This is a genomic window from Enterococcus sp. AZ119 (genome assembly GCF_050546175.1).
GTDB classification, from domain to species: Bacteria; Bacillota; Bacilli; order Lactobacillales; family Enterococcaceae; genus Enterococcus; species Enterococcus faecalis.
Map to the genome: position 1 here is coordinate 1,763,052 of NZ_CP172951.1, position 23,653 is coordinate 1,786,704.

The 23,653-nt window shown below is 37.8% G+C and carries 17 protein-coding genes, 1 tRNA gene and 2 other annotated features; of the genes, 3 read left to right on the top strand and 15 right to left on the bottom strand.

Annotated elements, in window-relative coordinates:
* Positions 1 to 354 precede the first annotated feature (354 nt).
* From IGL37_RS08745 to IGL37_RS08760, 4 genes are read right to left on the bottom strand one after another with little or no spacing between them, the layout of a single operon-like run.
* On the bottom strand, positions 355 to 1,548 hold the full coding sequence (locus IGL37_RS08745) for an amidohydrolase (protein WP_033917895.1): 1,194 nt from the start codon (positions 1,546 to 1,548) through the stop codon (positions 355 to 357).
* Positions 1,549 to 1,562: 14 nt separating this feature from the next.
* Complete coding sequence (locus tag IGL37_RS08750) at positions 1,563 to 2,396, bottom strand: MetQ/NlpA family ABC transporter substrate-binding protein (RefSeq protein WP_002366917.1); 834 nt, start codon at positions 2,394 to 2,396, stop codon at positions 1,563 to 1,565.
* A gap of 19 nt (positions 2,397 to 2,415) precedes the next feature.
* A complete protein-coding gene (locus IGL37_RS08755; protein ID WP_002359998.1) occupies positions 2,416 to 3,096 on the bottom strand; it encodes a methionine ABC transporter permease in 681 nt (226 codons plus the stop codon).
* An 18-nt stretch (positions 3,097 to 3,114) separates the two neighbouring features.
* Entirely contained in the window at positions 3,115 to 4,185 is a 1,071-nt protein-coding gene (locus tag IGL37_RS08760) for a methionine ABC transporter ATP-binding protein (protein ID WP_033917894.1), read from the bottom strand.
* Positions 4,186 to 4,270: 85 nt separating this feature from the next.
* Positions 4,271 to 4,521, bottom strand: a binding site (T-box leader).
* A gap of 363 nt (positions 4,522 to 4,884) precedes the next feature.
* Positions 4,885 to 5,130 (bottom strand) — a binding site (T-box leader).
* Between the two features lie 263 nt (positions 5,131 to 5,393).
* Between IGL37_RS08760 and IGL37_RS08765 the strand changes: the two genes are divergently transcribed.
* The 3 genes from IGL37_RS08765 to IGL37_RS08775 all read left to right on the top strand — a co-directional run bounded on the left by IGL37_RS08765 (position 5,394) and on the right by IGL37_RS08775 (position 7,507).
* Positions 5,394 to 5,466: transfer RNA gene (locus tag IGL37_RS08765), tRNA-Thr, on the top strand.
* 157 nt (positions 5,467 to 5,623) lie between these two features.
* Positions 5,624 to 7,114 (top strand): glucosyltransferase domain-containing protein, encoded by a 1,491-nt coding sequence (locus IGL37_RS08770; protein ID WP_033626656.1) that lies wholly within the window; start codon positions 5,624 to 5,626, stop codon positions 7,112 to 7,114.
* Positions 7,115 to 7,327: 213 nt separating this feature from the next.
* Complete coding sequence (locus tag IGL37_RS08775; RefSeq protein ID WP_002384325.1) at positions 7,328 to 7,507, top strand: hypothetical protein; 180 nt, start codon at positions 7,328 to 7,330, stop codon at positions 7,505 to 7,507.
* An 87-nt stretch (positions 7,508 to 7,594) separates the two neighbouring features.
* Here IGL37_RS08775 and IGL37_RS08780 read toward each other — a convergent pair whose 3' ends face one another.
* The 11 genes from IGL37_RS08780 to nifJ all read right to left on the bottom strand — a co-directional run bounded on the left by IGL37_RS08780 (position 7,595) and on the right by nifJ (position 23,613).
* Positions 7,595 to 8,560 (bottom strand): hypothetical protein, encoded by a 966-nt coding sequence (locus IGL37_RS08780; RefSeq protein WP_033917893.1) that lies wholly within the window; start codon positions 8,558 to 8,560, stop codon positions 7,595 to 7,597.
* Positions 8,561 to 8,735: 175 nt separating this feature from the next.
* Positions 8,736 to 9,026, bottom strand: a complete 291-nt coding sequence (locus IGL37_RS08785; protein ID WP_002356942.1) for a hypothetical protein — start codon at positions 9,024 to 9,026, stop codon at positions 8,736 to 8,738.
* Positions 9,027 to 9,073: 47 nt separating this feature from the next.
* Positions 9,074 to 10,312: an aminoacyltransferase gene (locus tag IGL37_RS08790; protein WP_033918011.1), complete on the bottom strand. Its 1,239-nt coding sequence runs from the start codon at positions 10,310 to 10,312 to the stop codon at positions 9,074 to 9,076.
* A 310-nt stretch (positions 10,313 to 10,622) separates the two neighbouring features.
* Positions 10,623 to 12,431: a glutamine--fructose-6-phosphate transaminase (isomerizing) gene (gene glmS, locus IGL37_RS08795; protein ID WP_033917892.1), complete on the bottom strand. Its 1,809-nt coding sequence runs from the start codon at positions 12,429 to 12,431 to the stop codon at positions 10,623 to 10,625.
* A 443-nt stretch (positions 12,432 to 12,874) separates the two neighbouring features.
* Positions 12,875 to 13,708, bottom strand: coding sequence for an energy-coupling factor transporter transmembrane component T family protein (locus tag IGL37_RS08800; RefSeq protein ID WP_002356939.1), 834 nt, complete (start codon positions 13,706 to 13,708; stop codon positions 12,875 to 12,877).
* Positions 13,705 to 15,411 carry an ABC transporter ATP-binding protein gene (locus IGL37_RS08805; protein WP_002396597.1) on the bottom strand — a complete coding sequence of 569 codons (1,707 nt, stop codon included), beginning with the start codon at positions 15,409 to 15,411 and terminating at the stop codon, positions 13,705 to 13,707. Before IGL37_RS08805 ends, IGL37_RS08800 begins: the two co-directional genes overlap by 4 nt.
* Before the next feature lie 100 nt (positions 15,412 to 15,511).
* The gene (locus IGL37_RS08810; protein ID WP_002356937.1) at positions 15,512 to 16,063 is read right to left on the bottom strand and encodes an ECF-type riboflavin transporter substrate-binding protein; all 552 of its coding nucleotides are present in this window, start codon (positions 16,061 to 16,063) and stop codon (positions 15,512 to 15,514) included.
* A gap of 229 nt (positions 16,064 to 16,292) precedes the next feature.
* Positions 16,293 to 17,648 (bottom strand): phosphoglucosamine mutase, encoded by a 1,356-nt coding sequence (gene glmM / locus IGL37_RS08815; protein WP_002356936.1) that lies wholly within the window; start codon positions 17,646 to 17,648, stop codon positions 16,293 to 16,295.
* A complete protein-coding gene (locus tag IGL37_RS08820; RefSeq protein ID WP_002380508.1) occupies positions 17,641 to 18,804 on the bottom strand; it encodes a CdaR family protein in 1,164 nt (387 codons plus the stop codon). The genes glmM and IGL37_RS08820 overlap by 8 nt, the downstream gene beginning before the upstream one ends.
* Positions 18,801 to 19,685: a diadenylate cyclase CdaA gene (gene cdaA, locus IGL37_RS08825; RefSeq protein WP_002389035.1), complete on the bottom strand. Its 885-nt coding sequence runs from the start codon at positions 19,683 to 19,685 to the stop codon at positions 18,801 to 18,803. The genes IGL37_RS08820 and cdaA overlap by 4 nt, the downstream gene beginning before the upstream one ends.
* A gap of 196 nt (positions 19,686 to 19,881) precedes the next feature.
* The gene (nifJ, locus tag IGL37_RS08830; protein ID WP_033917891.1) at positions 19,882 to 23,613 is read right to left on the bottom strand and encodes a pyruvate:ferredoxin (flavodoxin) oxidoreductase; all 3,732 of its coding nucleotides are present in this window, start codon (positions 23,611 to 23,613) and stop codon (positions 19,882 to 19,884) included.
* Between the last annotated feature and the right edge of the window lie 40 nt (positions 23,614 to 23,653).

A 23,653-nucleotide genomic window follows, 5' to 3' on the forward strand; every position in this document is an offset into this window, starting at 1 on the left:
CTTGTTAACTGATTATTTTGGGACAACAAAAAAAGAACCACGTCTGCACGTCGTCCATCCTGACAGAAATCCCGACAACCGCTTGTACGTACACTCAAATAAGACTAGCTTTTCTAGTCAAAAAATGTGCTATCAAGCGATGAAGAAATTAATTGCTCGGCTCCACAACAGTGCTTCATCTGTTCTTAAACTATCGGGAGCTACTTTTCTTGTTAATTTATCAGTTAAAACAAAAAACATGTGAATCACCTTTCTTATGCTTGTATTCTACCATAGAATGACAAGAAAGCAAGCCACGTTGGTTTATAACGAAAGGAGCCCACAAACAATCATTTTGTCGGCTCCCTATCCCTATTATTCTGACAAATAGTTTAATGCATAGCGTACGTGGTACTCTGCTGCTAAAAGTAAGGCACGTTCATCAATATCAAATTGTTCATGATGGTGTCCAAAATGAGTAGCAGGATTTTCAGGGTTTCGTGAACCGACCCGTCCATAGATACCAGGAATTACCGCTAAGTAATCAGCAAAATCATCCGCCCCTAAACTTTTAGGATGATCGGTCACAACATTTTCAAAACCAACAATTTCACTGGCTACCTGCTGTGCACGGTTGGTTGCTTGTTCTTCATTAATTAATGGATTCGCTGCCGCATAAACAGAAAAATCAGCAATTTCTGTGCGATGAGACTGGGCAATTTCATGGGCAATTTCTTCGACTCGTTGTAAAACAAATTGGCGCGTTTCCTGACTAAATGTTCGAACAGTACCTTTAATGGTTGCCTGGTTTGCTACAATATTATAGCGTGTTCCTGCTTGTAAAACGCCAATTCCTACTACGACAGAATCTAAAGGATCAATCTCGCGCGCTACAATTTTTTGTAATTCCACAACGATACTGGCCGCTGCTAAAACAGCATCTCGGCCATTCTGTGGTTGGGCGACGTGACTACTTTGACCACTGACTTCAATTTTAAAAATATCACAAGAGGCGTTGGTGGCGCCTTTGGTAGCGACTAATTTTCCGACCGGCACACTGGAATCTAAATGAATCCCAAACACTTGGTCGATTGCTTCTAAATAATTTCCTTCCACAAATTGTCGAGCGCCTGCACCAATTTCTTCAGCTGGCTGGAAGGCCAGTTTAATCGTTCCTGAAAAGGTATCCTGATGTTTTTTGAGCACTTTAGCTGCACCTAGCAATGCTGCCGCATGACCATCGTGTCCACAAGCATGATTGAGTCCTGGATTTTTAGAAGCATAGGCAGCACCTGTTGCATCTGGCAATTCCAACGCATCAATATCTGCACGTAACAAAATCGTTTTGCCAGCGCCAAGACCTCCTTCAATGGTTGCTAAAACACCCGTTTCCCCTACTTCTACAAAAGGAATAGCTAAGGCTAGTAGTTCTTCTTTAATTCGCTTAATCGTTTCATATTCTTTTAAACTTGCTTCAGGGTATTGATGAAAATGACGTCTTAAATGGATTATCCATTCCTTTTCTGTAGCAATAGCTTCTTGGATTGTTTGAATCGTTGTTGTACTCATTATAAATGCCTCCTTTATTTTTTACCAAATGTTTCCCAGGCTGGAACATTGGCGCCTTTTGATGTTTCTGCAATGACCTTTTTCGTTTCTTCTTGTTGATATTCTTCTACAACTTTTTGATAAAGTTTATTCTCTTGATCTTCTTCTCGGGCCACGACAATGTTCACATAAGGTTTCGCTTTTTCGTTTACAGGTTCTAAGAAAATAGCATCTTTATCTGGTGTATACCCAGCATCGACAGCCATGCCGCTATTAATCACTGAAGCATCGACATCTTGTAAAGCGCGCGCTGTTTGCGTAGCATCTAATTCAGTTATTTTCAATTGGCGTTTATTTTCAGTAATATCACTGACAGTCGGTAGTTGCTGTTTCGCAGGATCTACTTTTATCAGTCCTGCAGTTTGTAATAAAATTAACGCCCGCCCGCCATTCGTTGGGTCATTAGGAATAGCAATTTCTCCGCCGTCTTTAATTTTCGTGATATCTTTCAATTTATTAGCGTAAATTCCCAATGGTGCATTGACTGTATTGCCAATTGATACTAATTTCGTCCCATGTTCTTTATTGTAATTGTCTAAAAAGATTTGATGCTGAAAGGCATTTAAATCAATTTCTTTTTCTGCTAATGCTGCGTTTGGTTGTGTATAGTCTGTAAATTCTACCAATTGTAGATCAATATTTTTCTTTTTCAAACGGTCTTTGACCGATTCCCATTCATCATTTTTTGTTCCTACAACCCCTAGTTTAACGGTTTCTGTCTTAGTATCCTTCGCAGACCCCGATGCACAACCTGCAATCGTAAAAGCTAATACCCCAATAAGTCCAATTAATTTACTAAATTTTTTCATTTTGTCAGTTCTCCTTTTTCTAATGTGATGTTTTTTTGATTAATTGATTACTAATGGCTTGACTGATAAATACCATAATTAAAATAATTAACGTGGCCATAAATGTCACATCGGTTTGAAACCGATTGTATCCTCGAGTAATCGCTAAGTTGCCCAGACCACCGGCTCCAATCGCTCCTGCCATGGCTGTTAATCCAATCAAATTAATAATTGTCACTGCTGAAACACGAATAATACTTGGTAACCCTTCAATTAAATAAACCCGAAAAATAATCCCTAAGGGACTCGTCCCCATGGCTTCTGCCGCTTCAATAACGCCAGGATCCACTTCTAATAACGCATTTTCAATTTGGCGCGCGAAGAACGGAATTACGCCAATAACTAATGGGACTAACGCTGCGGTTGTACCAATTGTCGTTCCTGCCAAAATTCGTGTTAATGGTTGAATCAGTGCGAGCATAATGATGAAAGGAATAGAACGACAAACATTAATAATTTTTTCTAAGACGCTATACAGGGGTGGATTTTTCAAAACACCACTGGGGCCAGTACTAACAAGCACGACACCCAACAAGACTCCTAACACGCCAGCAATCAATGCTGTCCAAAAAACCATGTATAATGTTTCCCATGTACTTTGAAGAAACTCTTGTTTTAATTGGACAACATTCGGAAAATATTTCTCAAATAATTGATACATTCTCAGTTCACTCCTTTTTTAAATCACCTGTAAATTCTGCTTTTGCTTCGTTTGCTGATAGGTTTTCAAAACATTGGTTCGCACGCCTTGTTTCGCTAAATAAGTAAGGGCTTGTTGACGCTGGGCCTCATCACCAGAAAGCACCACAATTAAATGGCCAATAGGAACGTTTTGAACAATTTCGACATTGCCGTAAAGGATATTCGTATACACCTGATATTGGCTATACAATTGTGCAATTAATGGCTCATTCGTTTGATCTCCCACATAAGAAAATTCAATTAATTCTTGATTTTTATCTAAATCAGCTAATTTAGGATGTTCAAGAATCGTGGTTAATGCTTGGTCAATATGAGTTGCTGTCCGAATAAAATCTTTGGTTAAAGGTTGTTGGGGTTGACTAAAAATCGAAACAATATCGTTTGATTCGACAACGCAGCCATTTTCCATCACCGCGACTTTATTACAAATTTCTTTAACCACTTGCATTTCATGGGTGATTAAGACAATCGTCAAGTTCAGTTCTTGATTTAACTTTTTTAACAAAGCTAAAATCTGTCCCGTTGTTTTTGGATCTAACGCACTCGTCGCTTCATCACAAAGTAAAATTTCAGGATCATTTGCTAAAGCGCGGGCAATCGCAACCCGCTGTTTTTGCCCTCCTGATAGTTGACTGGGGTAAGCGTCCCGTTTTTCACTTAGTCCAACTAGCTCTAATAAATGGCTGATTTTTTGACGCCGTTCACTTTTACTTAGCCCAGAATATTTTAATGAAAAATCGATATTACTAAATATAGTCCGCTCTTTCATCAAATTAAAATGTTGAAAAATCATTCCAATCTTTTTTCGTTGTTGTCGTAATTCCTTTTTAGAAAAAGTTAAAATATTTTCTTTGTTAATAATAACGGTGCCCTCTGTTGGTCGTTGCAATAAATTAATTACCCGTACTAGCGTACTTTTTCCAGCACCGGAATAACCAACAATTCCGTAGATATCCCCTTTATCAATTGTCAAAGACACATCTTGGACAGCCTGAATTTCTTGTTTTTTTTGTTGAAATGTCACACTGATATTTTTTAGTTCAATCATTCTTTATCCCCCTTCATTCTTACCAACCTGCATTTTTTCACAAAAAAGAAAAAAGCATCCTCAACGACACAACTCAAGTTGTATCGTTGAGGACGCTTTTTTGCGTGTTACCACCTCATGTTCAGAATTTGCTCACACAAATTCCCTTTTCAAGTACGGAACAACATGTTCGATACCCTAGCTCGATAACGGGAGCCCCCGTCGCCGCCTTGTGTTTAACACTCGGAGCGCTTGCTCAATAGCCATTTTCCAAAACGTCTTTGTCACCTATTCTCAGCTACCTAGGCTCTCTGTTAGACAAATCAAGTCTTGTACTTACTATATCACTGCTTTTTTATTTCTATTCATTCTAAACTGATTTTCATCTGTTTTCAAAATTAAACAGACTAGAGTTAATGTTCTCTTCGAACAGCTTGTACTGTTCATCACTTACAAAGGCCATCCTGCGTCGAGTAACCGCAGACAGCATCTACTCTGTCGTTTCGCGCCAGTCGTAGTGATTCGTGCAAATGATACAACTTGCCCTTCGGTCACCTTGTACTGTTCATCATCTACTCTGTCGCTTCGCGCCAGTCGTAGTGATTCGTGCAAATGACACAACTTGCCCTTCGGTCATCTTGTACTGTTCATCATCTACTCTGTCGCTTCGCGCCAGTCGTAGTGATTCACAGCAAAAAGCCCTTCACTAGCGTTTTGCTAGTAAAGGGCGAATGATTCGCGGTACCACCTTTTTTCGAAATATAACTGATTCTTTATATCTCATCTCTTATCCAAGTCTTTATTAACTTGGTGCACATGGTAACGGGTGCTTAGCCGAAATTGCTTACTTATCAGCAATTTATTCTCAGAGGCCATCTTCAACTTTTCTGAACCTTGTCCCTTTTCACCAATCAGGACTCTCTTTTGAAGGTCATCAAAATTTACTCTTCTCTTCAACGAATGAATAGTTATCTGTGATGTTGATTTACACTTTACTAGAGAAAAAAGAGATTGTCAACAGTTTTTCTTAGAAAAAAATCATTTTTCTTTTTTTACGAAAGAGCAATTGACAAACTTTCGTCTATACGTTATTCTATTTCTTGTGCACGAGATTTGTACGATTTTTCAAAAGGAACTTTGGCGATTACTCGTCGCAGTGTAGCCTTTGAAAGTGAACTCTATGGGTTTCACTTCGTTGCAATCCTCGAGTTAGTTTAGCCTTTGAAAGTGCCGCCTTAGCTCAGTTGGTAGAGCACCACCATGGTAAGGTGGGGGTCGCCGGTTCAAGCCCGGCAGGTGGCTTTTTGGTAAAATCCCAACTCTTTAATAAAGAGTTGGGATTTTTTTGTTTTGCCTACCCTTAGTGTTCTGTCAAGATGAGAAAATAACAAAAGCAATTTCTTCATTCCACTCGTTATGGTATATTTTAATTGTTAAATAATTATTGGAGTGGAGTACAATGATGAAACAATTACCTACAGAATCAAAAAAATTTGATTTAAAGAATTGGTGTATTGAAAATAAAGCCTATCTTCTATTGATCATTTTAATTTATCAAGTGGCAGTTTTATCCATCGGCATTATCAATTTCCCTTACTTAGATGATAATGCTCGCCAAGTCGCTGGAATGACAGATTTTGGTACGACTTACGCACGTTGGGGCAGTGAATTTCTCTCATGGTTTGTTCAAGGAAGTCGTCATTTGACAGATCTGGGCTTGACCACACCGATTCTAACAGGTCTTATCTTATCTCTCACAAGCATACTGGCTATTTATATCATCAATGACCAAAAAATTAGCTGGGGTTCCTCTTTAGTAGCTACTTTAATTGGCCTCAATCCTTGGTTCCTTCAATGTCTTAGTTTCAGGTTTGATAGTCCCTATATGGCATTGAGTATTTTTTGTTCGTTTCTTCCTTTTTATTGGTGGCAGCGTAATTCTTTTACGTTTTTCTTGGTTTCTGTTTTTTCACTGTTTGTTATGTTTAATACTTACCAAGCCTCGTCAGGAATTTATATAGTTATCGTCTTATTCCTTACTTTCAAGCAGTTACTTGCTGGAGAAAATTTCATTGCTCTTTGTAAAAAAGTCGCACTTGCTGCTATCGCTTATCTACTTTCTATAGTCAGCTACCTTATCGAGTTAAAATTTGTACCTTCCGCAACAAACAACATTGGGGGCAGTCAGGCCTTACCAAGTTTGCACGATATTCCCAGTGTGGCTTATCAAAATAGTTACCATTATTTTTCAGAGCTATTGAACCAGAGTAATCGTTTATGGTTTTTATTACTGCTCCTACTGCTTGTTTTATTTTTTATTAGTCATCTATCAAATAGCAAAATCAACTTAGGCTTAAGTTTCCTTTATTGTATCTTGTATTTAGGACTTGCTTCTCTCTTAAGTTTTGGCATTTTTATTGTCTATTCAAGAAATATCGCAGGTGATGCGCCTCGCTATATTTACGGATTTGCTGTTTTCGTTACAATCAGCATGTTAAGTTTATTTAACAATCGACAAGTGAAAGCAATTTATCTAACTTCGTTACTTGTGGCCAGCTTGTTATCTTATTATATTTTATCGTTTGTTTTGGTGTATTCTTCCACATTAAACTATCAAAAAGAAGCATTCAATCGCCAAGCAGCTGTTTTAACAGATGATTTAAAAAATGTTGTAACAAACGAACGAAAAAAAGTTTATTTAAATACGTTTTTCAAAAATTCAACTGTTTATGCTAATACAAGTCGAAACTACCCAATTCTTTCAAAAATTGTGCCACCAAATGACGGTCTATATTTCCCTAATTACGTTTGGTTCAATACTTCATCGAATTTAGGAGTAGAGATGGCACCACTGACCGATACTGATATGTCTAAAAATCAAAAAGTAGTAAGTAATCACTTTTATGACATTTATACAAACAACAAAGAAATATTTGTGTTTATGAAATAATTTGTTCCATCCAAAAACACTTCTTTTGCAATAAACGTGACTGTATGGTTTGATTAAGATGGATTAAGTATTCTTTCCGGGTACATTTAGTACTTCCTGAAACTTGCTTATTTCCCATTTTTCTTATGAAGTAACAAAATTTTTGAGAAAAAACAGCTCGTTTTCTATGTTATGATAGAGAAGTGAAAATCACCAGAAAGGTTGTTGCGGACTATGAGAACTCATCAGAAAAAATTATTTTTATTTTCAATGATTTTATGGTTAGTTGAATTTTTAATTACACGGATTTCTGATTCTTTTCCAGGAGCAACGCCATTGTTCGTTGTGATTTGCTTGATTCAAGGAATCCTTTTTACTTATTTCTGTCTTGCTTTTTTCTATTATCCGCAATAATCAGTCAAGAAAAGCAATTAGAGCAGATTCAGCAAATTTCTGAAACCGAAAAAATGGCACGTCCTCGTTTTTAGGACGTGCCATTTTTTAAAGCATTATTTGTGTAAAAGCCGTTCGTATCGGCTGTTGAACTTTTTGAACAGCAGCGATTTGATGACCTTTTACTTCAGTCAATTCTTTTTCAATATATTCAGGATAGTAGGTTGCCAAATAACCCAAGACCCAGATAGTTGGATCTGAAATAACCGTCTCTGCTAATGGATACAAATAGGTAAGATGCAATCGAATTTCTTCTTCCAAATGCTGCAGCATAATTGGATCATCATTTTCTAAACGATTCCTAAGTTCAGTACAAATTTCGGAATAGATCGGCGTATTTAACGGTCCAGTTTTTCCTTCTAGTAAGACTGTCTGAGGCTGATTGTCATACCAAAGAAAAGTCAGTGGTTCTGAAAATTGCAACAGTGCTAATTCTTCAATAAACCATTCCCGAGCAAAATAACTAAGTGCTTGGTTCATAACTAAATCTTTTGCGACTTCCACAAATACTGGTTTAGGCAAATATAAACTGGTTTTAATGTTCGCTAATTGTTGATAAACGGGCAATTGATCGCTTACTAACAAGTTCCTTTTAATTGCTTGAATTTGCTGCGTTTCTAATTGTTGATACGCCTCTTCCACTTGCATTAATTGCTGTTCTAACGTTTTTTGTTGTGCTAGCGTTATTTTTTTAGTTTGAAGTAATTGCTTCAATAAAATATACCCTTCAATAAAGCGACGACTTTGACTATAAATTTGCATATAAATTGCCGCTGTTTCGAGGTTCTCAAAATAAGAATCTTGGAACGCTTCTGCCAATGCTAGTGCTTCGTCAGCTTCATCCATTTCCAACAATAATTGGACAATTTTTTGGTTTACTGGCGGCGTTTGTTGTAGCTGATAGGCTTGTTGAAAATTTTCTAAAGCGGCGATCTGATTATGTTCTACAAGTGCTTCTTCTCCTTTCGCAATAAAACGTTCATAGTTTTTGGGAAATTCATGAATGGTACTCATATCTAATCTCCTTTATTTCTTATTTAAAGCAGATGAGCCTGGGACAAAAATCACTTTGGATTTTTGCTCCAGGCTCAAAACCTGATAACCGGCGGGAACAGAACCAACACTACGCGTTGCTAGGAGCTAAACGGTTCTGTCCCGACCTCGATTTTAACTATTCAAACGGACTTTTTTAGTAAAGATTACGAATAATAATTGCCGTTTCTAGGTCGCCCTCAGCGTTCATCTTCTCCGCCTTTTCCTCTAAACTATACCCAGCAAAACTTTCGTTTGTTAAAACATCTGCTACTGTGAATTTAGCAACTTTTTCAATACTGACTGCATCTGGTGCTACTTCTTGCACGCTATCCCAGCCTGTATCAATAAAGACTTTTGTATCTTCTGTAATCGCTTCGTTTGCTTCTAACACCTGCATAATTTCTTTTAACTGTGCATACGTCATAACCTCGACTTGATTTTCCATTTAAACGCCTCACTTTGCCATTCCTTTTTTAGGATTGGGTTTTAATTTTAGACTTTTTCTTTAATTGTTTTTAATGCGTGATATAAGGCATATTTCATTGGTTTGGCTTTCCATTGGAAATTGCCCATTAATTCTTCGACATGACCACCAAAGGATTGTTTGAATTTAAGAACCCCATCACTTCCATCAAAGACACCGTCAACGCCATAAAAATTATATTTGGGAATGTTATTTTCTACTGTGTAAGTTAACATTTTATGTTGAATTAAATACGGTGCATAGTATTGTTTATATTTTTCATACGTACCACTAAACAAGTAAACAACTTCTTGTGGATGAACAATGAATAAGGCGCCTGCTAAAATTTCAGGTTCATCTGATGTTTTCATTTCTTTAGCTTCGTCAATCCGTTTGCGCACGGTACGAACTTCATCTTCAAATTCACGTTTCTGGTTATTTTTTTTACGGCTTTTAGGATTGGCAATTAACGCTTCATTGACTTCGTTGAGCGTCTCTTGTAATTTGCGTAATTTCTCATGAAGATTTTCTAAATAAGTAGCAAAGTTTAGTTCCGCCACCATAAATTTCGCTCGTTCGCCAAACTCTTCATAAACAGCTTGGTAATAAGCTAAATCCTTATCTTCAAAATTACGTCGTGCACTTGTTTCTTCCGTTAATTTCTTAAAGAGAGGTAACTCTTCGTAACGAAGTTCTCGGGTTGTTACTCCATATTCCCATGTTTTCTTGATGTCATATTTAGCATCTTTTCCATAAGATTTCCAAAGATCTTCTTCTGTTAATCCAGCCATATCTTTGACAAACAGCCAACGTGGCGCGCCATCAAAATTGTGCACATCAAACCCTTGGTGTTTAAAACCAATTGATGTGAAATAGTCAAATGTTTCTTGATTGACCTTTTCAACTTCACCGCCATTAAAATCACGTAAACAAATTTGTTTATTTGGAGTAAAGGTTAAATAAAGGCCATCATTTTTTTTCACATATTTTTTTAAGCCTGTGAAAAAGGCTTCTACACATTTTTTATCTGTATAATCCATCAAAATTCCGCCGTCAATGTCGAAAGCATAACCAATTTTGACTTTTTTCTTGCTTAGGATACACGCAGCAATTAGTTGCCCTTCTCGTTTGACGCCAACGTATTCACAATGCCAGCCACGTCGTTCCAATAAATGTTTCATTTCGGGTGTTTCTAAAAAGTTACCTGCAGGATGTGTCATTGCAAAGGTAGTAAATTCTTGTTCAGTTAATGTACTAAACTGATCCATATCAAACAACTCACAATCTTTTTTTGTTAAATAAATTAGCACTTTTCAGCTTAACCTACTTTTTGCTTTCTTTCAAACAAAGTTACCTCACTGGCTAATTCTTATTTTTCGGTTCTTATTAATTATATCTAATTTTGCTAAAATGCAAACAGTTTTCAACGGAAAAAAAGAATTTCTTTGGAATCTTTCATTTTTGACTGAATATCTTTCTTTTATAAAAAATATCTGAGACAAAAATCTAAAATGATTTTTGTCTCAGATATTAAAACTCATGAAAACCCGTTGAACATCTTTCTCTCAGGTTCTTGATTTACTCAACAGTTACACTTTTGGCTAAGTTCCTTGGTTTATCAACATCGTAGCCTCTTTGTAAGGTTGCATAGTACGCTAATAATTGACCTGGAACAATGCTAACTAAGGCAGAAAGTAACGGATGAACATCTGGAATAATCAGTTGGTCCTGTGGTTTTGCCAAGGATTCCAAGGCAATCACAATATTTCTTGCTCCACGACTTTCGACTTCCTTTAAATTGCCTCTTGTATGGGCTGCGACTTTGGCATCTGTCACAATCCCAATCACAGGTGTTCCTTCTTCAATTAAGGCAATCGTTCCATGCTTCAATTCACCTGCCGCAAAGCCTTCTGCTTGAATGTAGGAAATTTCTTTCAACTTCAAGGCCGCTTCCATCGACACATAATAGTCGACTCCTCGCCCGATATAGAAGGCATTTCGAGTATACGTCAGATAATCTTCCACCAAGGCTTTCATTTGTTGTTTTTCATCAATCAAGGTTTCCATGACAGCTGCTACCACGCTCAATTCGTGAGCCACATCAAATGAGACGGCTGCTAATGTTTGGCGTTCTTCGCCAATTGCTTTTGCTAAAATAGCTAAGACAGCGATTTGAGCAGTATAAGCTTTGGTGGAAGCGACAGCAATTTCTGGTCCAGCGTGTAATAACAAGGTATCGTCCGCTTCACGTGATAATGTTGAGCCAGCAACATTTGTTAATGTAAGTGATGGATGCCCTAATTCATTAACCTGTACCAGTACTTGGCGACTATCTGCCGTTTCACCACTTTGACTTAAGAAAATGAAGAACGGTTTTTCAGATAAAATAGGCATGTTGTAGCCAAATTCGCTTGATAAATGAACTTCCACAGGAATACTGGCAATCGTTTCAATTAAAGATTTTCCGACCCAACCTGCATTATAACTTGTCCCACAAGCAATAATGTAAATTCGGTCACATTGATTAATTTTTTCCAGTAACACCTCATCTAAAGTCACTTTTTCACCTTGAGTATACGCTTGAACAATTTTGCGCATCACTGCAGGTTGTTCATCAATTTCTTTGAGCATATAAAACGGATATGTTCCTTTTTCAATGTCATTTAAATCTAATTGCGCTTCAAAAGGTTCTCGGTTGATTACTTGTCCTTCTGGCGTTTCGATTACTACTTTGTCCGCTGTAACAGTTACAATCTCACCATCAACAATCTCAACAAATTGATTGGTTTCTTTAATCATCGCCATCGCATCACTACAAATAACATTAAAGCCTTCACCTAGACCGATAAGTAACGGGCTTTTATTTTTCGCTACATAGATAGTATTGGGGTCCATTTTATCCATTAATGCAAAAGCGTATGAACCTTTAATTTCGGCTAAAGCCGCTTTAAAAGCATCTTTTGTTGAAAAACCATTTTCAGCAAAATGAGCAATTAATTGAACGACGATTTCAGTATCTGTATCACCAATTAAGTGAGCACCACTTAAAAATTGTTCTTTTAATTCTTCAAAGTTTTCAATGACACCATTATGCACTAATGCAAAGCGTTGATCGCTTGAAACATGGGGATGTGCATTGGCGACAGTTGGTTCGCCATGAGTGGCCCAACGAGTATGACCAATACCAACTGTTCCATCGATTTCTGGCGTTAATTTTGCTGCTAAATCGGCAATGCCCCCAACTGCCTTAACTACATGGGGCTGTTGGCTTTGATCATTCACACAAATCCCAGCAGAATCATAACCTCTATATTCCAATTTTGTTAATCCTTGAATCAAACTTTCCGTGACATTTTCTTTTCCAATCATTCCGACAATTCCACACATAATGCTAATTCCTACTTTCCAATTGAAATTCTGTATTTACTAGGTCCTGTTTAACTAGCAAATCCCATTATATGTTTCTACCTGCGTGATAACCGCTTTGTTCTAACTTCACAATTAGTTTTTCTTTGTTATCTGTAGAGTGCAGTCCCTAGAGCCACCCGCCGAATCTTCGATAAGCTCTCTCCTCGTCACCTGAACGTTCAGGTCTGGCGCTATCCGATATTGGTCTATATACCTCCTTTGTAAATATATTCCGTAGAAACATAAACAATCATACAATTAAAAGTAGGTAATTGTCAACAAAAATCTAAAAACCGAAAATTGGTCTAGTTCTTTAAAGTTGTAAAAAAAAGAATCTAGTACACTCATAGTAAGCGAAAGTACTAGATTCTTAATAATAAAAAAATATCCGTTCTATTTATAGAACCTTATCAATTTGTTATTTATTGGAATGGATTATAAAACCGGCCACCATTCACATGGAACAACCAGAAACTGATTCCTAATAAGCATAAGGCAAGTATCATTACCGAAAAATCACGCAGATGAAAAGGTTGTTGCGCATACCACGTTCGATTTTTCTTTTGACCAAAACGCCTTAATTCCATAGCGGTACTCACAGTTTCAATTCGATCTAAACTAGATAGGATTAAGGGTAAAACGATTTGTGCTACGCCTTTGATTCGTTGGCCTAACCGTCCCTTTTTAGACATCTCATAGCCTCGCGCTTGTTGTGCTAAAGAAATATTAAAAAAATCTTCTTGGATATCGGGAATATAACGAATAGCCAGCGCTACTGCATAACTAATCCGATAACTCACACCAATTCGATTCAAGCTGGAGGCAAATTCACTAGGATTTGTTGTTAATAAAAAGATTAATGCCAACGGAATCGTACAGAAATATTTTAAAACTAAATTAAATTCATAAAATAATTCTTCTTGTGTCAAAGTAAACCGTCCGATTCCTTCCCAAATAACGGTACGTGATTGATATAAATCAACCCCATATTCAGGTGCAAAAAGGTAAACCGTTAAGATATTTAACAAAGAAAAAATAGCAATAAATTTAATAACAAAAGATATTTGATGCCATTTAATATTTGATAATTTTAACAAAACAAGCGAAACCACAGACATTCCTAACAGATAACGAGTATCATACGTGGTCATACAAGCCACAGAGACAACGATTAAAAAGACTAATTTGCTTGTGCCATTTAAGCGATGAATCCAGGTTGAATCAGGATGATAGCCTAACATTTGTCGTTCACTCATCCAAAACGCACCTCACGATCGTAAGCAACAAATTTTTCCGTAAATAGCAAGGGATTTTCCAAGCCTAACGCTTTAGCAAAGGTAAACAAGCTTGTTTCTTTTAAAGAAGCTGCTTGAATTAATTTTTCATCTGTTAAAACAGCAACTGGAGTCGCATCTGCTAGTAAACGTCCATCACAAACTACTAACGCACGTGTTGTATATTCCAACATTAAGTGCATATCGTGAGTGATCATTAAAATAGTCACACCTAAGCGGTTCAATTCTTCTAAAAATGTCATCATTTCTGTATAATGTTTAAAATCTTGTCCAGCTGTTGGTTCATCTAAAATTAATAATTCAGGTTCTAAAACTAAGATTGATGCAATAGTTACCCGTTTTTTCTGCCCAAAACTCAACGCAGAAATCGGCCAGTTCCGGAAGGGATACAGCCCACAAATATGTAAAATATTCGTCACACGTTCCTCAATTTCTGCTTGTGGCACATCTCGTAAAACTAATCCTAAAGCTACTTCTTCAAAAATCATTTTTTTAGAAATCATTTGATTGGGATTTTGCATCACATAACCAATTTTATCTGCACGTTCTTTGATTGAATAATTGGAAAAATCCTGTCCTTCCCATAAAATCTTGCCCGATTGAGGCGTGATGAACCCGCAAATTATTTTAGAAAGTGTAGACTTCCCGGCACCATTTTTTCCTACAATGCTGATCATTTCTCCATGATGAATAGTTACTGAGAAGTCATCTAACACTTTTTCACCGTGACGATCATATTGATAGGACACTTGTTCCAAACGTAATAGTTCAGCTCCTTTGACTGCACTAACTGAACTAGGTTGGACAGACCACTGTGTCATTTTAGGCAAAACCGTTTCGCCTGATACTTCGGCTAATTTGTCTAAATGACTAACTTGTGTTAAATCAATCCCAGCATATTTCATGGCTGTAACGTACAAAGGTTCACGAATCCCTTGTTGGGTCAACGTATCTTGACGTAACAATTCATCTGGCGTTGTATCAGAAATAATTGTGCCCTCATTCATGACAATAATTCGATCAACTGATTCGCAAAGAACGTCCTCTAAGCGATGTTCTATTATTAAAACAGTCGCTTTTGTTTCTTGTTGAATGGTGTCAATCAAAGTCATTGTTTCTTGTCCCGCTCGTGGGTCAAGATTAGCCAAAGGTTCATCAAAAAGTAAAATTTTTGATTGGTTAATTAGAACGCCCGCCATAGATACACGTTGTTTTTGACCACCTGACAAATCTTGTGGACGGTGTTGCAATAACTGATTCAGCTCAACAATCTCAGACCATTTCTGAACCGCTTTTTTCATTTCTGCTTGTTCAACTGCATCGTTTTCTAAAGCAAAAGCAATATCCTCAGCAACCGTTAAGCCGATAAACTGCCCATCGGTATCTTGCAAAACAGTTCCTACATCAAAAGACAAATCAAATAGACTTGTTTCTTGGATATTTTCACCAGCAACCGTAGCTGTTCCTTGAATCTCACCTTCATAAATATTGGGAATTAACCCGTTGATACATTGCGCCAATGTTGATTTGCCACTACCACTAGGCCCAACGATTAAAACCTTTTCTCCTTCATAGATGGTTAATTGAATCCCCTTTAATGTCGGTTCAGATTGGCTATGATATTGAAAGGAAAAATTATTAAAAGTAATGATTGGTTTTTTCATTCGGCCTCACCTCAGTTTCTCCATAAAAGAAAGGGTCTGAGCATTAGCAAAGTAATTACTAGGGCAGACCCTTAACCATTTAAATTATTTCGACAGTTTCTTAATCTTTTGATAAACTGCCTTTCTTTGTTCTTGTTGATGCATAAGCTTTCATCAACAATGTTCCAATAATCCCCACAGCGACAATATTTGAAACAGTCGCGAATACGCCTTGTGTAAATACTTTACTTGCCGGTTCACTATAAATCAAAATATCCAAGCTAGGCGCGATTAAGCCCCAAACGACGATATTACCAAACGCTTGGAAAATATTGAAACGCACCATGTCATTTGTTGTAAATTCACCATGTTGAAGATCCATTTTACGACCAGCGAAGCCAAAAATAATACCAATAATTCCTGAACAAATAATCCAGCTCCACCAAGCGCTACCATACGTGGTAAAATCTTTTAATGTGTGACCAATCAAACCAATTAGCCCTCCAGCTACTGGTCCAAAAACAACTGACATTAAAGCAAGAAATGGATACGACGTTTCTAAGTTCGTATTAGGAATCCCAGTTGGAATTACAACGAATCGACCTAAAATAACAAAAACTGCAGAGCCAATTCCAATTGCTACAATTGTCTTGACGGACATTTTTTCTTTCATTTCGCTCCTCCATTCTATAACTCCATTGATTTACAGCCGCTCCCTTCTTGATTTTATCAAATAAAAAAAGAAGATACGCGGTGCATCTTACTTCTAAAATAGTACCCTTTTAACCGCTCTATGTCAATGATAGACGGAGCTTATTAGCTATTTTCTTTTTTTGATTTCCAACAAAGAAATCAGACACTTAACGCAAGCTAGCATTAAGTGTCTGGTTTCTAATTTGTTCTTATTCAACGCCGATTTCTGCACGTACTACTTCAGCAATTTTATCAACGTAATAATCAACTTTTTCTTGTGTTGGCGCTTCGGCCATCACACGTAACAATGGTTCTGTTCCAGAAGGACGAACTAAAATACGACCTTCGCCATTCATTTCTGCTTCTGCTTGTTCGACAACTGCTTTGATTGCCGGAACTTCCATTGCACCATTTTTATCTGTGACACGAATATTGACTAATTTTTGTGGATAAATCGTCACTTCATCCGCTAATTCAGATAATTTTTTGCCCGTTTGCTTCATAACATTCAACAATTGAATCCCTGAAAGCATGCCATCACCTGTTGTGTTGTAATCTAAAAAGATCATGTGACCAGATTGTTCGCCACCAAAATTGTAATCATTTTTACGCATTTCTTCTACAACATAACGATCACCCACTTGCGTTACCACATCTTTTAAGCCAATTTCTTCTACAGCTTTATGGAAACCTAGATTACTCATCACCGTTGTAACGATTGTATCTTTTTTCAAACGTTTTTTCTCAGCTAAATACTTAGCACAAATATACATGATTTTATCACCATCGATAATTCGTCCTAATTCATCGACTGCAATAATTCTATCGCCGTCGCCATCGAAAGCCAAACCAGCATCGGCGCCTTTTTCAACAACCATTTCTGCCAAAGCTTCAGGATGAGTGGAACCCACACCATCATTGATATTCAATCCATTAGGACTTGTTCCCATTGTATAGAAATCTGTCTCTAAATCCGCGAAGACACGATTGACTGCTGTTGCAGTTGCTCCGTTGGCCGCATCTAAACAAACAGTCATATCTGCTAAATCGCCAGGAATACTTTGAACTAAAAATTGTGAATATTTTAGTAAGCCTTCTGGAAATTCATCTAATGAGCCTAAGCCTTCAGCAGAAGGTCTTGGTAAGGTGTCTTCTTCTGCGTCTAACAATGCTTCAATTTCTGCTTCTTGATCGTCTACTAATTTGAAGCCGTCTGCCCCAAAAAACTTAATCCCATTGTCTTCCGCAGGATTATGTGAAGCTGAAATCATTACGCCAGCGGATGCTTTTTGTAAACGAGTAAGATATGCTACACCAGGTGTTGAAATCACCCCTAATTGGAAAACTTCAATCCCGACTGATAATAACCCAGCAATCAATGCTTGTTCCAACATCTCACCTGAAATACGTGTATCGCGGCCTACGAGAACACGAGGTTTTCTTGAACTATCTTCATGTTGACTCAACACATAACCACCGTAACGCCCTAATTTAAAAGCTAATTCAGGTGTTAACTCCTTATTTGCAATTCCTCTTACACCATCTGTTCCAAAATATTTACCCATTTTGATTCTCCTTAGTCACTTGATTCTCTGTATTTTCAGTTGAACCAGCAGTTGTACTTTCTACTGTTGATCCCTCACTTGTTGTTTCAGAAGTATTTGATTCTACTTGACTGGATGTACTTGGTTGTACTGCTTGGCTACCTGAGCCAACCGTTGTTGAACTTGCAGGTTCCTCTGAAGTTTCATTTGTATTTGATGACTGTTGTTGATTGTACACGGGGCTCAAAGAAACGTCAACCTCATCTGGTGTAACTACGTATTCTCCATTAACGGGAATAGTCACTGATTGTTTTGTTTCTTTGCGAATATCAGAAATATCTACCGGTACCTCAATTGATTCTAGCGTATCTAAAATTGATTGCGGGCCACTGACCCTAACTTGGTACGTTGATAAACTATAATTGTAATGAGCGATCCCAGCAGGTGGCGTACCTGTCATACTAACATTCAGTGGTACATCTTTCGTTGGCGCGGTTAAGCCTACTGTTACTTTGACTTGTGGTGCTGGATTTTCGATACTTAGGACTTGACCTTTAGCATCTAGCGCTTGAACATTTACCGTTTGTTTAATCGTATCAATTGTTTGTTTGGCACTTGAGACTGGCGCAATCACTTTCTCAATTGCTTTCGCTGTTTCTTCTCCAGTTGTTACTTCTACAGTTTTTGGATCTACAGAAATATTTTTTACTTTGTAGCCTTCTTTTTCAATGTTATCAGAAAGTTGTGCTTCTACATCGAATTTTTTTGTTACTCTCTTTTCAATCGTTACAGTCACTGTTTTCGGTTCAATTTCAGCTGTAACAGCAGAACTTAGTCCCCGAACTGTCAAAGGCACTTCCGAAGTTCCTAATGGCAATTTGGTTAAGTCTGCGACCACTTGGAAATTTCGTGTGTCAGCATTTGATTCCATGTTTAATTGAATGCGGTTCGCACTACGTAAATGAACATTTACACTCTCTTCAAATCCAGAGACATAATATTTGTCTTTATCGTATTGGACTTGGACAGGAATATTATTCAATGTCTCACTATACGTTTGGCTTGAACCTGAATTGGAGGGATTATTGCCTGTTGCATTGGCATTAAAAAATAACAACAATGCAAACAGCAATGAAAGCAAACCATTAAACCAGCTTTTTTGGGAGGCTTTTCTCATTTGCGTTTAACCCCCTTTGTTACATCATCGATAAAATGCTGCAAAGCACTTTTTTTATCTTCCGATGATTCCGAAATTAACTCCTTACGCAAAATTGTTAAATACTCTTCTTGCGTTAGACCAGGAATTAATTCATTGTTCAATGTCAAACTAACGTCACCAGTTTCTTCAGAAACAACAATCGTAATGGCGTCACTGACTTCACTGATACCGACTGCGGCTCTATGGCGCGTTCCAAATTCTTTTGGAATTAAATTGCTTTCTGATAGCGGTAAATACGCACTAGCAACAGCAATTTTTTCATTTTTGATAATCACTGCACCATCATGTAGTGGTGTATTTGGAATGAAAATATTAATCAGTAATTCACCAGTAATATCGGCATCCAAATCAATACCTGTCTCAATGTATTCATCTAAACCGGTATTGCGTTCAATGGTTATCAAAGCACCAATTTTCCGTTTTGACATGTACTGAATGGCTTTGTCAAAGGCCTGAATAATACGCTCATCTTCTTGTTGCGCACCTTTATTCGGGCGGAAAAACGAACTTCTCCCTAGATGTTCCAGCCCTCTTCGCACTTCTGGTTGAAAAATAACAACCGCTGCGATTACACCATACATGATGACTTGATTCATTAACCAAGATAATGTATGTAGACCAATTATCTCACTTAGAATGCGGATAATGATAAAAACAGCGACACCTTTTAATAGTTGGACTGCTTTTGTTCCACGAACAAGCATGATTAATTTGTAAACGAGGTACCATACGACTAGGATATCTATGATATTGATAACAAAATCCTTAGATAAGAAATCCGTTGAGATGACTTGCTGCCAATAATTCAAATCTAATAATTGATTCAATTGAAACGACATCATACCCCTCACTTCTCTCTCAAGATTTCCTAACAAGTATACCACATTATTTTCTTTCATCACAGAACGCAAGCGGAAACATCAAAAAAATTTAGGAACTTTTTCAAATAACTTGAAATTTTTCATCAAAAAATCGCATTTCTAACTAAAAAACGTGTCTAAGCAAAAAGCTCAGACACGTTTTTTTGATTTCTATTTAATCTTGCCCACGTTGTTTTCTCTTGGCTGCTCGTTCAGCGCGACGGGCATCCCTTCTTGCTTCCGCTTCCGGATCAACTACGCGTTCTTTTTTCACTCGTGGCTTCTCGTTCTCTGGCGCAGTTATTTCTGGTTCACTTTGTTTTTCTAGTTTTGCTCGAATTTTTTCTTCTTGACCAGCTAAACGAGCATAATTATAGAACCGTCTCTTAGCATCATTAATTGTTTTATTAAATAACAATTCCGCTGTATCTGGTTGACTGGATTCTAAGGACGCAAAGCGAACTTGTTGGCGCATAAACTCTTTCATTAATGAAAAATCTGGTTTTTTGAAATCCAATATCATTGGTTCTTTGCCTTTTTCTCGCAATAATGGATTATAGCGATATAAAGACCAGTAACCTGAATGAACCGCGTCTTTCGCTTCTTTCAACGTTTGACTCATCCCACCTGCTAAACCATGTGTAATACATGGTGTATAAGCAATAATAATTGATGGTCCAGGGAATTTTTCTGCTTCTTCAAAAGCTTTAATCGTCTGCATTTGGTTTGCACCTGAGGCAATTTGAGCGACATAGACATTTTCATAAGTCATTGCCATCATCCCTAAATCTTTTTTAGAGGCATACTTCCCACTGGCAGCAAATTTCGCAATCGCTGATGCCGGAGTTGCTTTGGAAGTTTGGCCACCTGTATTGGAATAGACTTCATTATCTAGAACTAACATATTTACATCCGCGCCACTAGCTAACACGTGGTCAATACCGCCGTAGCCAATATCGTAAGCCCAGCCGTCTCCACCAATCATCCACTGACTTGGTTTAACAAAAAGATCTTGATCGTCATAAATTGCTTCCAATAAAGGTTGATTCGTTTTTTCTTCAAGCAAAGCTGCACGTAATTTAGCTGCACGTTGTTGCGTACCTTCACTTTCGGACAGATGTGCTATCCAATCTTCCATCAATAAACGTAAAGAATCACTGGCTACAGAAAAAGCTTTGGTCATTTTACTAGCTAAACGTTCGCGACGCGCTTGCGTTGCTAACAACATGCCGTAACCAAACTCGGCATTATCCTCTAAAAGAGAATTTGACCAAGCTGGACCTTGTCCTTGTTCATTCGTAGTGTAAGGTGTCACACCCGCTGCAGCACCCCAAATCGATGAGCAACCTGTTGCATTAGCAATCAGCATTCGGTCACCAAACATTTGCGTCAATAATTTAACATAAGGCGTTTCGCCGCAACCAGAACAAGCACCAGAAAACTCTAATAAAGGTTTATTAAATTGCGAACCTAAAACAGTATTCGGTTTTGCTGGGTTTTCCTTTTGACGTAACGTCATAGCAAACGCCCAGTTCATAGCCTGCTCTTTTTCTTCTTCATAAGGTTTCATTACTAAAGCTTTCCCTTTAGCTGGACAGGCTTCAACACAAAGACCACAGCCAGTACAATCTTTGACTGAGACTTGGATACGATACTTCAAGCCGTCGGCACCACGTAAATCACGCACAATGAATCCTTCTGGCGCTTCAGTCATTTCTTCTTCATCGGCTAAGAATGGTCGTATCGCCGCATGGGGACATACAAAGGCACACTCATTACACATAGTACATCGATTGCTAATCCACTCAGGTACTTCTAATGCAACTCCACGTTTTTCAACTGCCGCAGTTCCCAAAGGCATCCGCCCATCTGTCATCCCATTTTTCGCTAGTGTCGCAACAGATAACGCATTCCCTTCTTGACGATTAATCGGTTCAACAATTTCATGAACAAAATCACTAACATTTTCTGAACGTTTTCGCGGTTGAACTTCAAGCGTTCTCCACTCTGCTGGAACAGGTACCTGATGCAACAATTCAACGGTCTTATCGATTGCTTGAATATTTTTTTCGACAACTTTCATGGACTTATGACCATAACTTTTCAGTGCTTCTTCTTTTAAAATTGGCAACACTTGCTCAAAAGGCATAATTTGCGCTAATTTGAAGAAAGCTGTTTCCATCGCGGTATTAATTCGCCCGCCTAGTCCGACTTCACTAGCTAATTTCACTGCATTGATTGTATAAAACTGAATCTCATTTTCAGCTAGATACCGTTTTAATTGATTGGGTAAAAATCGTGCTAGTTGTTCATCATTCCAAATGGTATTTAAGAGGAAAGTACCACCTTTTTTTAACCCTTTTACTAAATCATAGGTATGCAAATAAGCGGCTGTATGACAAGCCACAAAATCAGAATGTTCAATGAGGTACGTTGAACGAATAGGCGTCTCGCCAAAACGTAAATGAGAAACGGTCAACCCGCCTGATTTTTTTGAATCATAATAGAAAAAGCCTTGAGCATACTTGTCTGTATGATCACCGATAATCTTAATTGCTGACTTGTTCGCCCCTACTGTCCCATCAGAACCAAAGCCCCAAAATTTAGCTTGATAGGTTTTCGGATTCGTCAAATCAAGTGGTTTGCCAACTTCTAATGAAGTATAAGTTAAATCATCATCAATCCCAATTGTAAAACGCTTCTTCATGGCAGAACGTTCTTTCATTAATTCATCAAAAACCGCAACAATTTGATTTGGCAATACATCTTTAGAACCTAAACCATAGCGCCCACCAATAATCGTTGGGCGAATATCCGTTTCATACATCGCACTTTGGACATCCAATAATAACGGTTCACCACCAGCACCGGGCTCTTTCGTCCGATCCAAGACAGCAATTGCTTTAACTGATTGTGGTATTTTTTCAAGAAATGTTTCAACTGGAAATGGTCGATAAAGATGGACATTAAGGAAGCCAACTTTTCTTCCTTGTTCTTGTAAATAATCAACCGTCTGTTCAATTGTTTGTGCAACTGAACCCATCGTGACGATCACTTCTTCTGCATCTTCTGCGCCATAATACGTCACCAAATCATAATTGGTTCCCCGTAACCGGTTAATTTCTGTCATATATTTTTGAACAATACCAGGTAATTTTTCATAATAAGGATTTATTGTTTCTCGTTGTTGAAAGTGAATATCTGGATTTTGGTTCATTCCACTAACGGAAGGGTGATTCGGATTCATGCTCCGACGACGAAATTCGGCTAATTTCTCTTGGTTTACTAAGGGTGCTAATTCTTCATAGTCAAGAACTGCCACTTTTTGAATTTCATGACTTGTTCTAAAGCCATCAAAAAAGTTCATAAATGGAACACTCGCTTCAATCGAAGCTAAGTGAGCCACTGGTGCCAAATCCATCACTTCTTGCACACTGCTTTCTGACAACATAGCAAAGCCTGTTTGGCGCGCGGCCATTACGTCTCCTTGATCACCAAAAATATTTAAAGCATTCGTGGTTAAAGCTCGGCTCGCCACATGAAAAACAGATGGTAATAGTTCTCCAGCTATTTTGTACATATTAGGAATCATTAAAAGTAACCCTTGTGAAGCCGTATAGGTCGTGGTAAGCGCGCCTGTTTTTAAAGAGCCATGGACCACGCCAGCAGCACCAGCTTCCGATTGCATTTCGACTACTTTCACAGGTTGACCAAAGATATTTTTCTTACCTTCGGCCGACCACTGATCAACAAGCTCAGCCATTGTTGAACTTGGTGTTATTGGATAAATGGCTGCTAATTCTGTAAAAGCATAGGAAATATAAGCTGCTGCAGCATTCCCGTCCATTGTTTTCATTTTTCGCATGTTTTTCTCATCCTTTATATCTAAAAAATAGAATAGTTGCACGCATATTCTTGTTTATTATAGCGGAATTTCACAAATTATG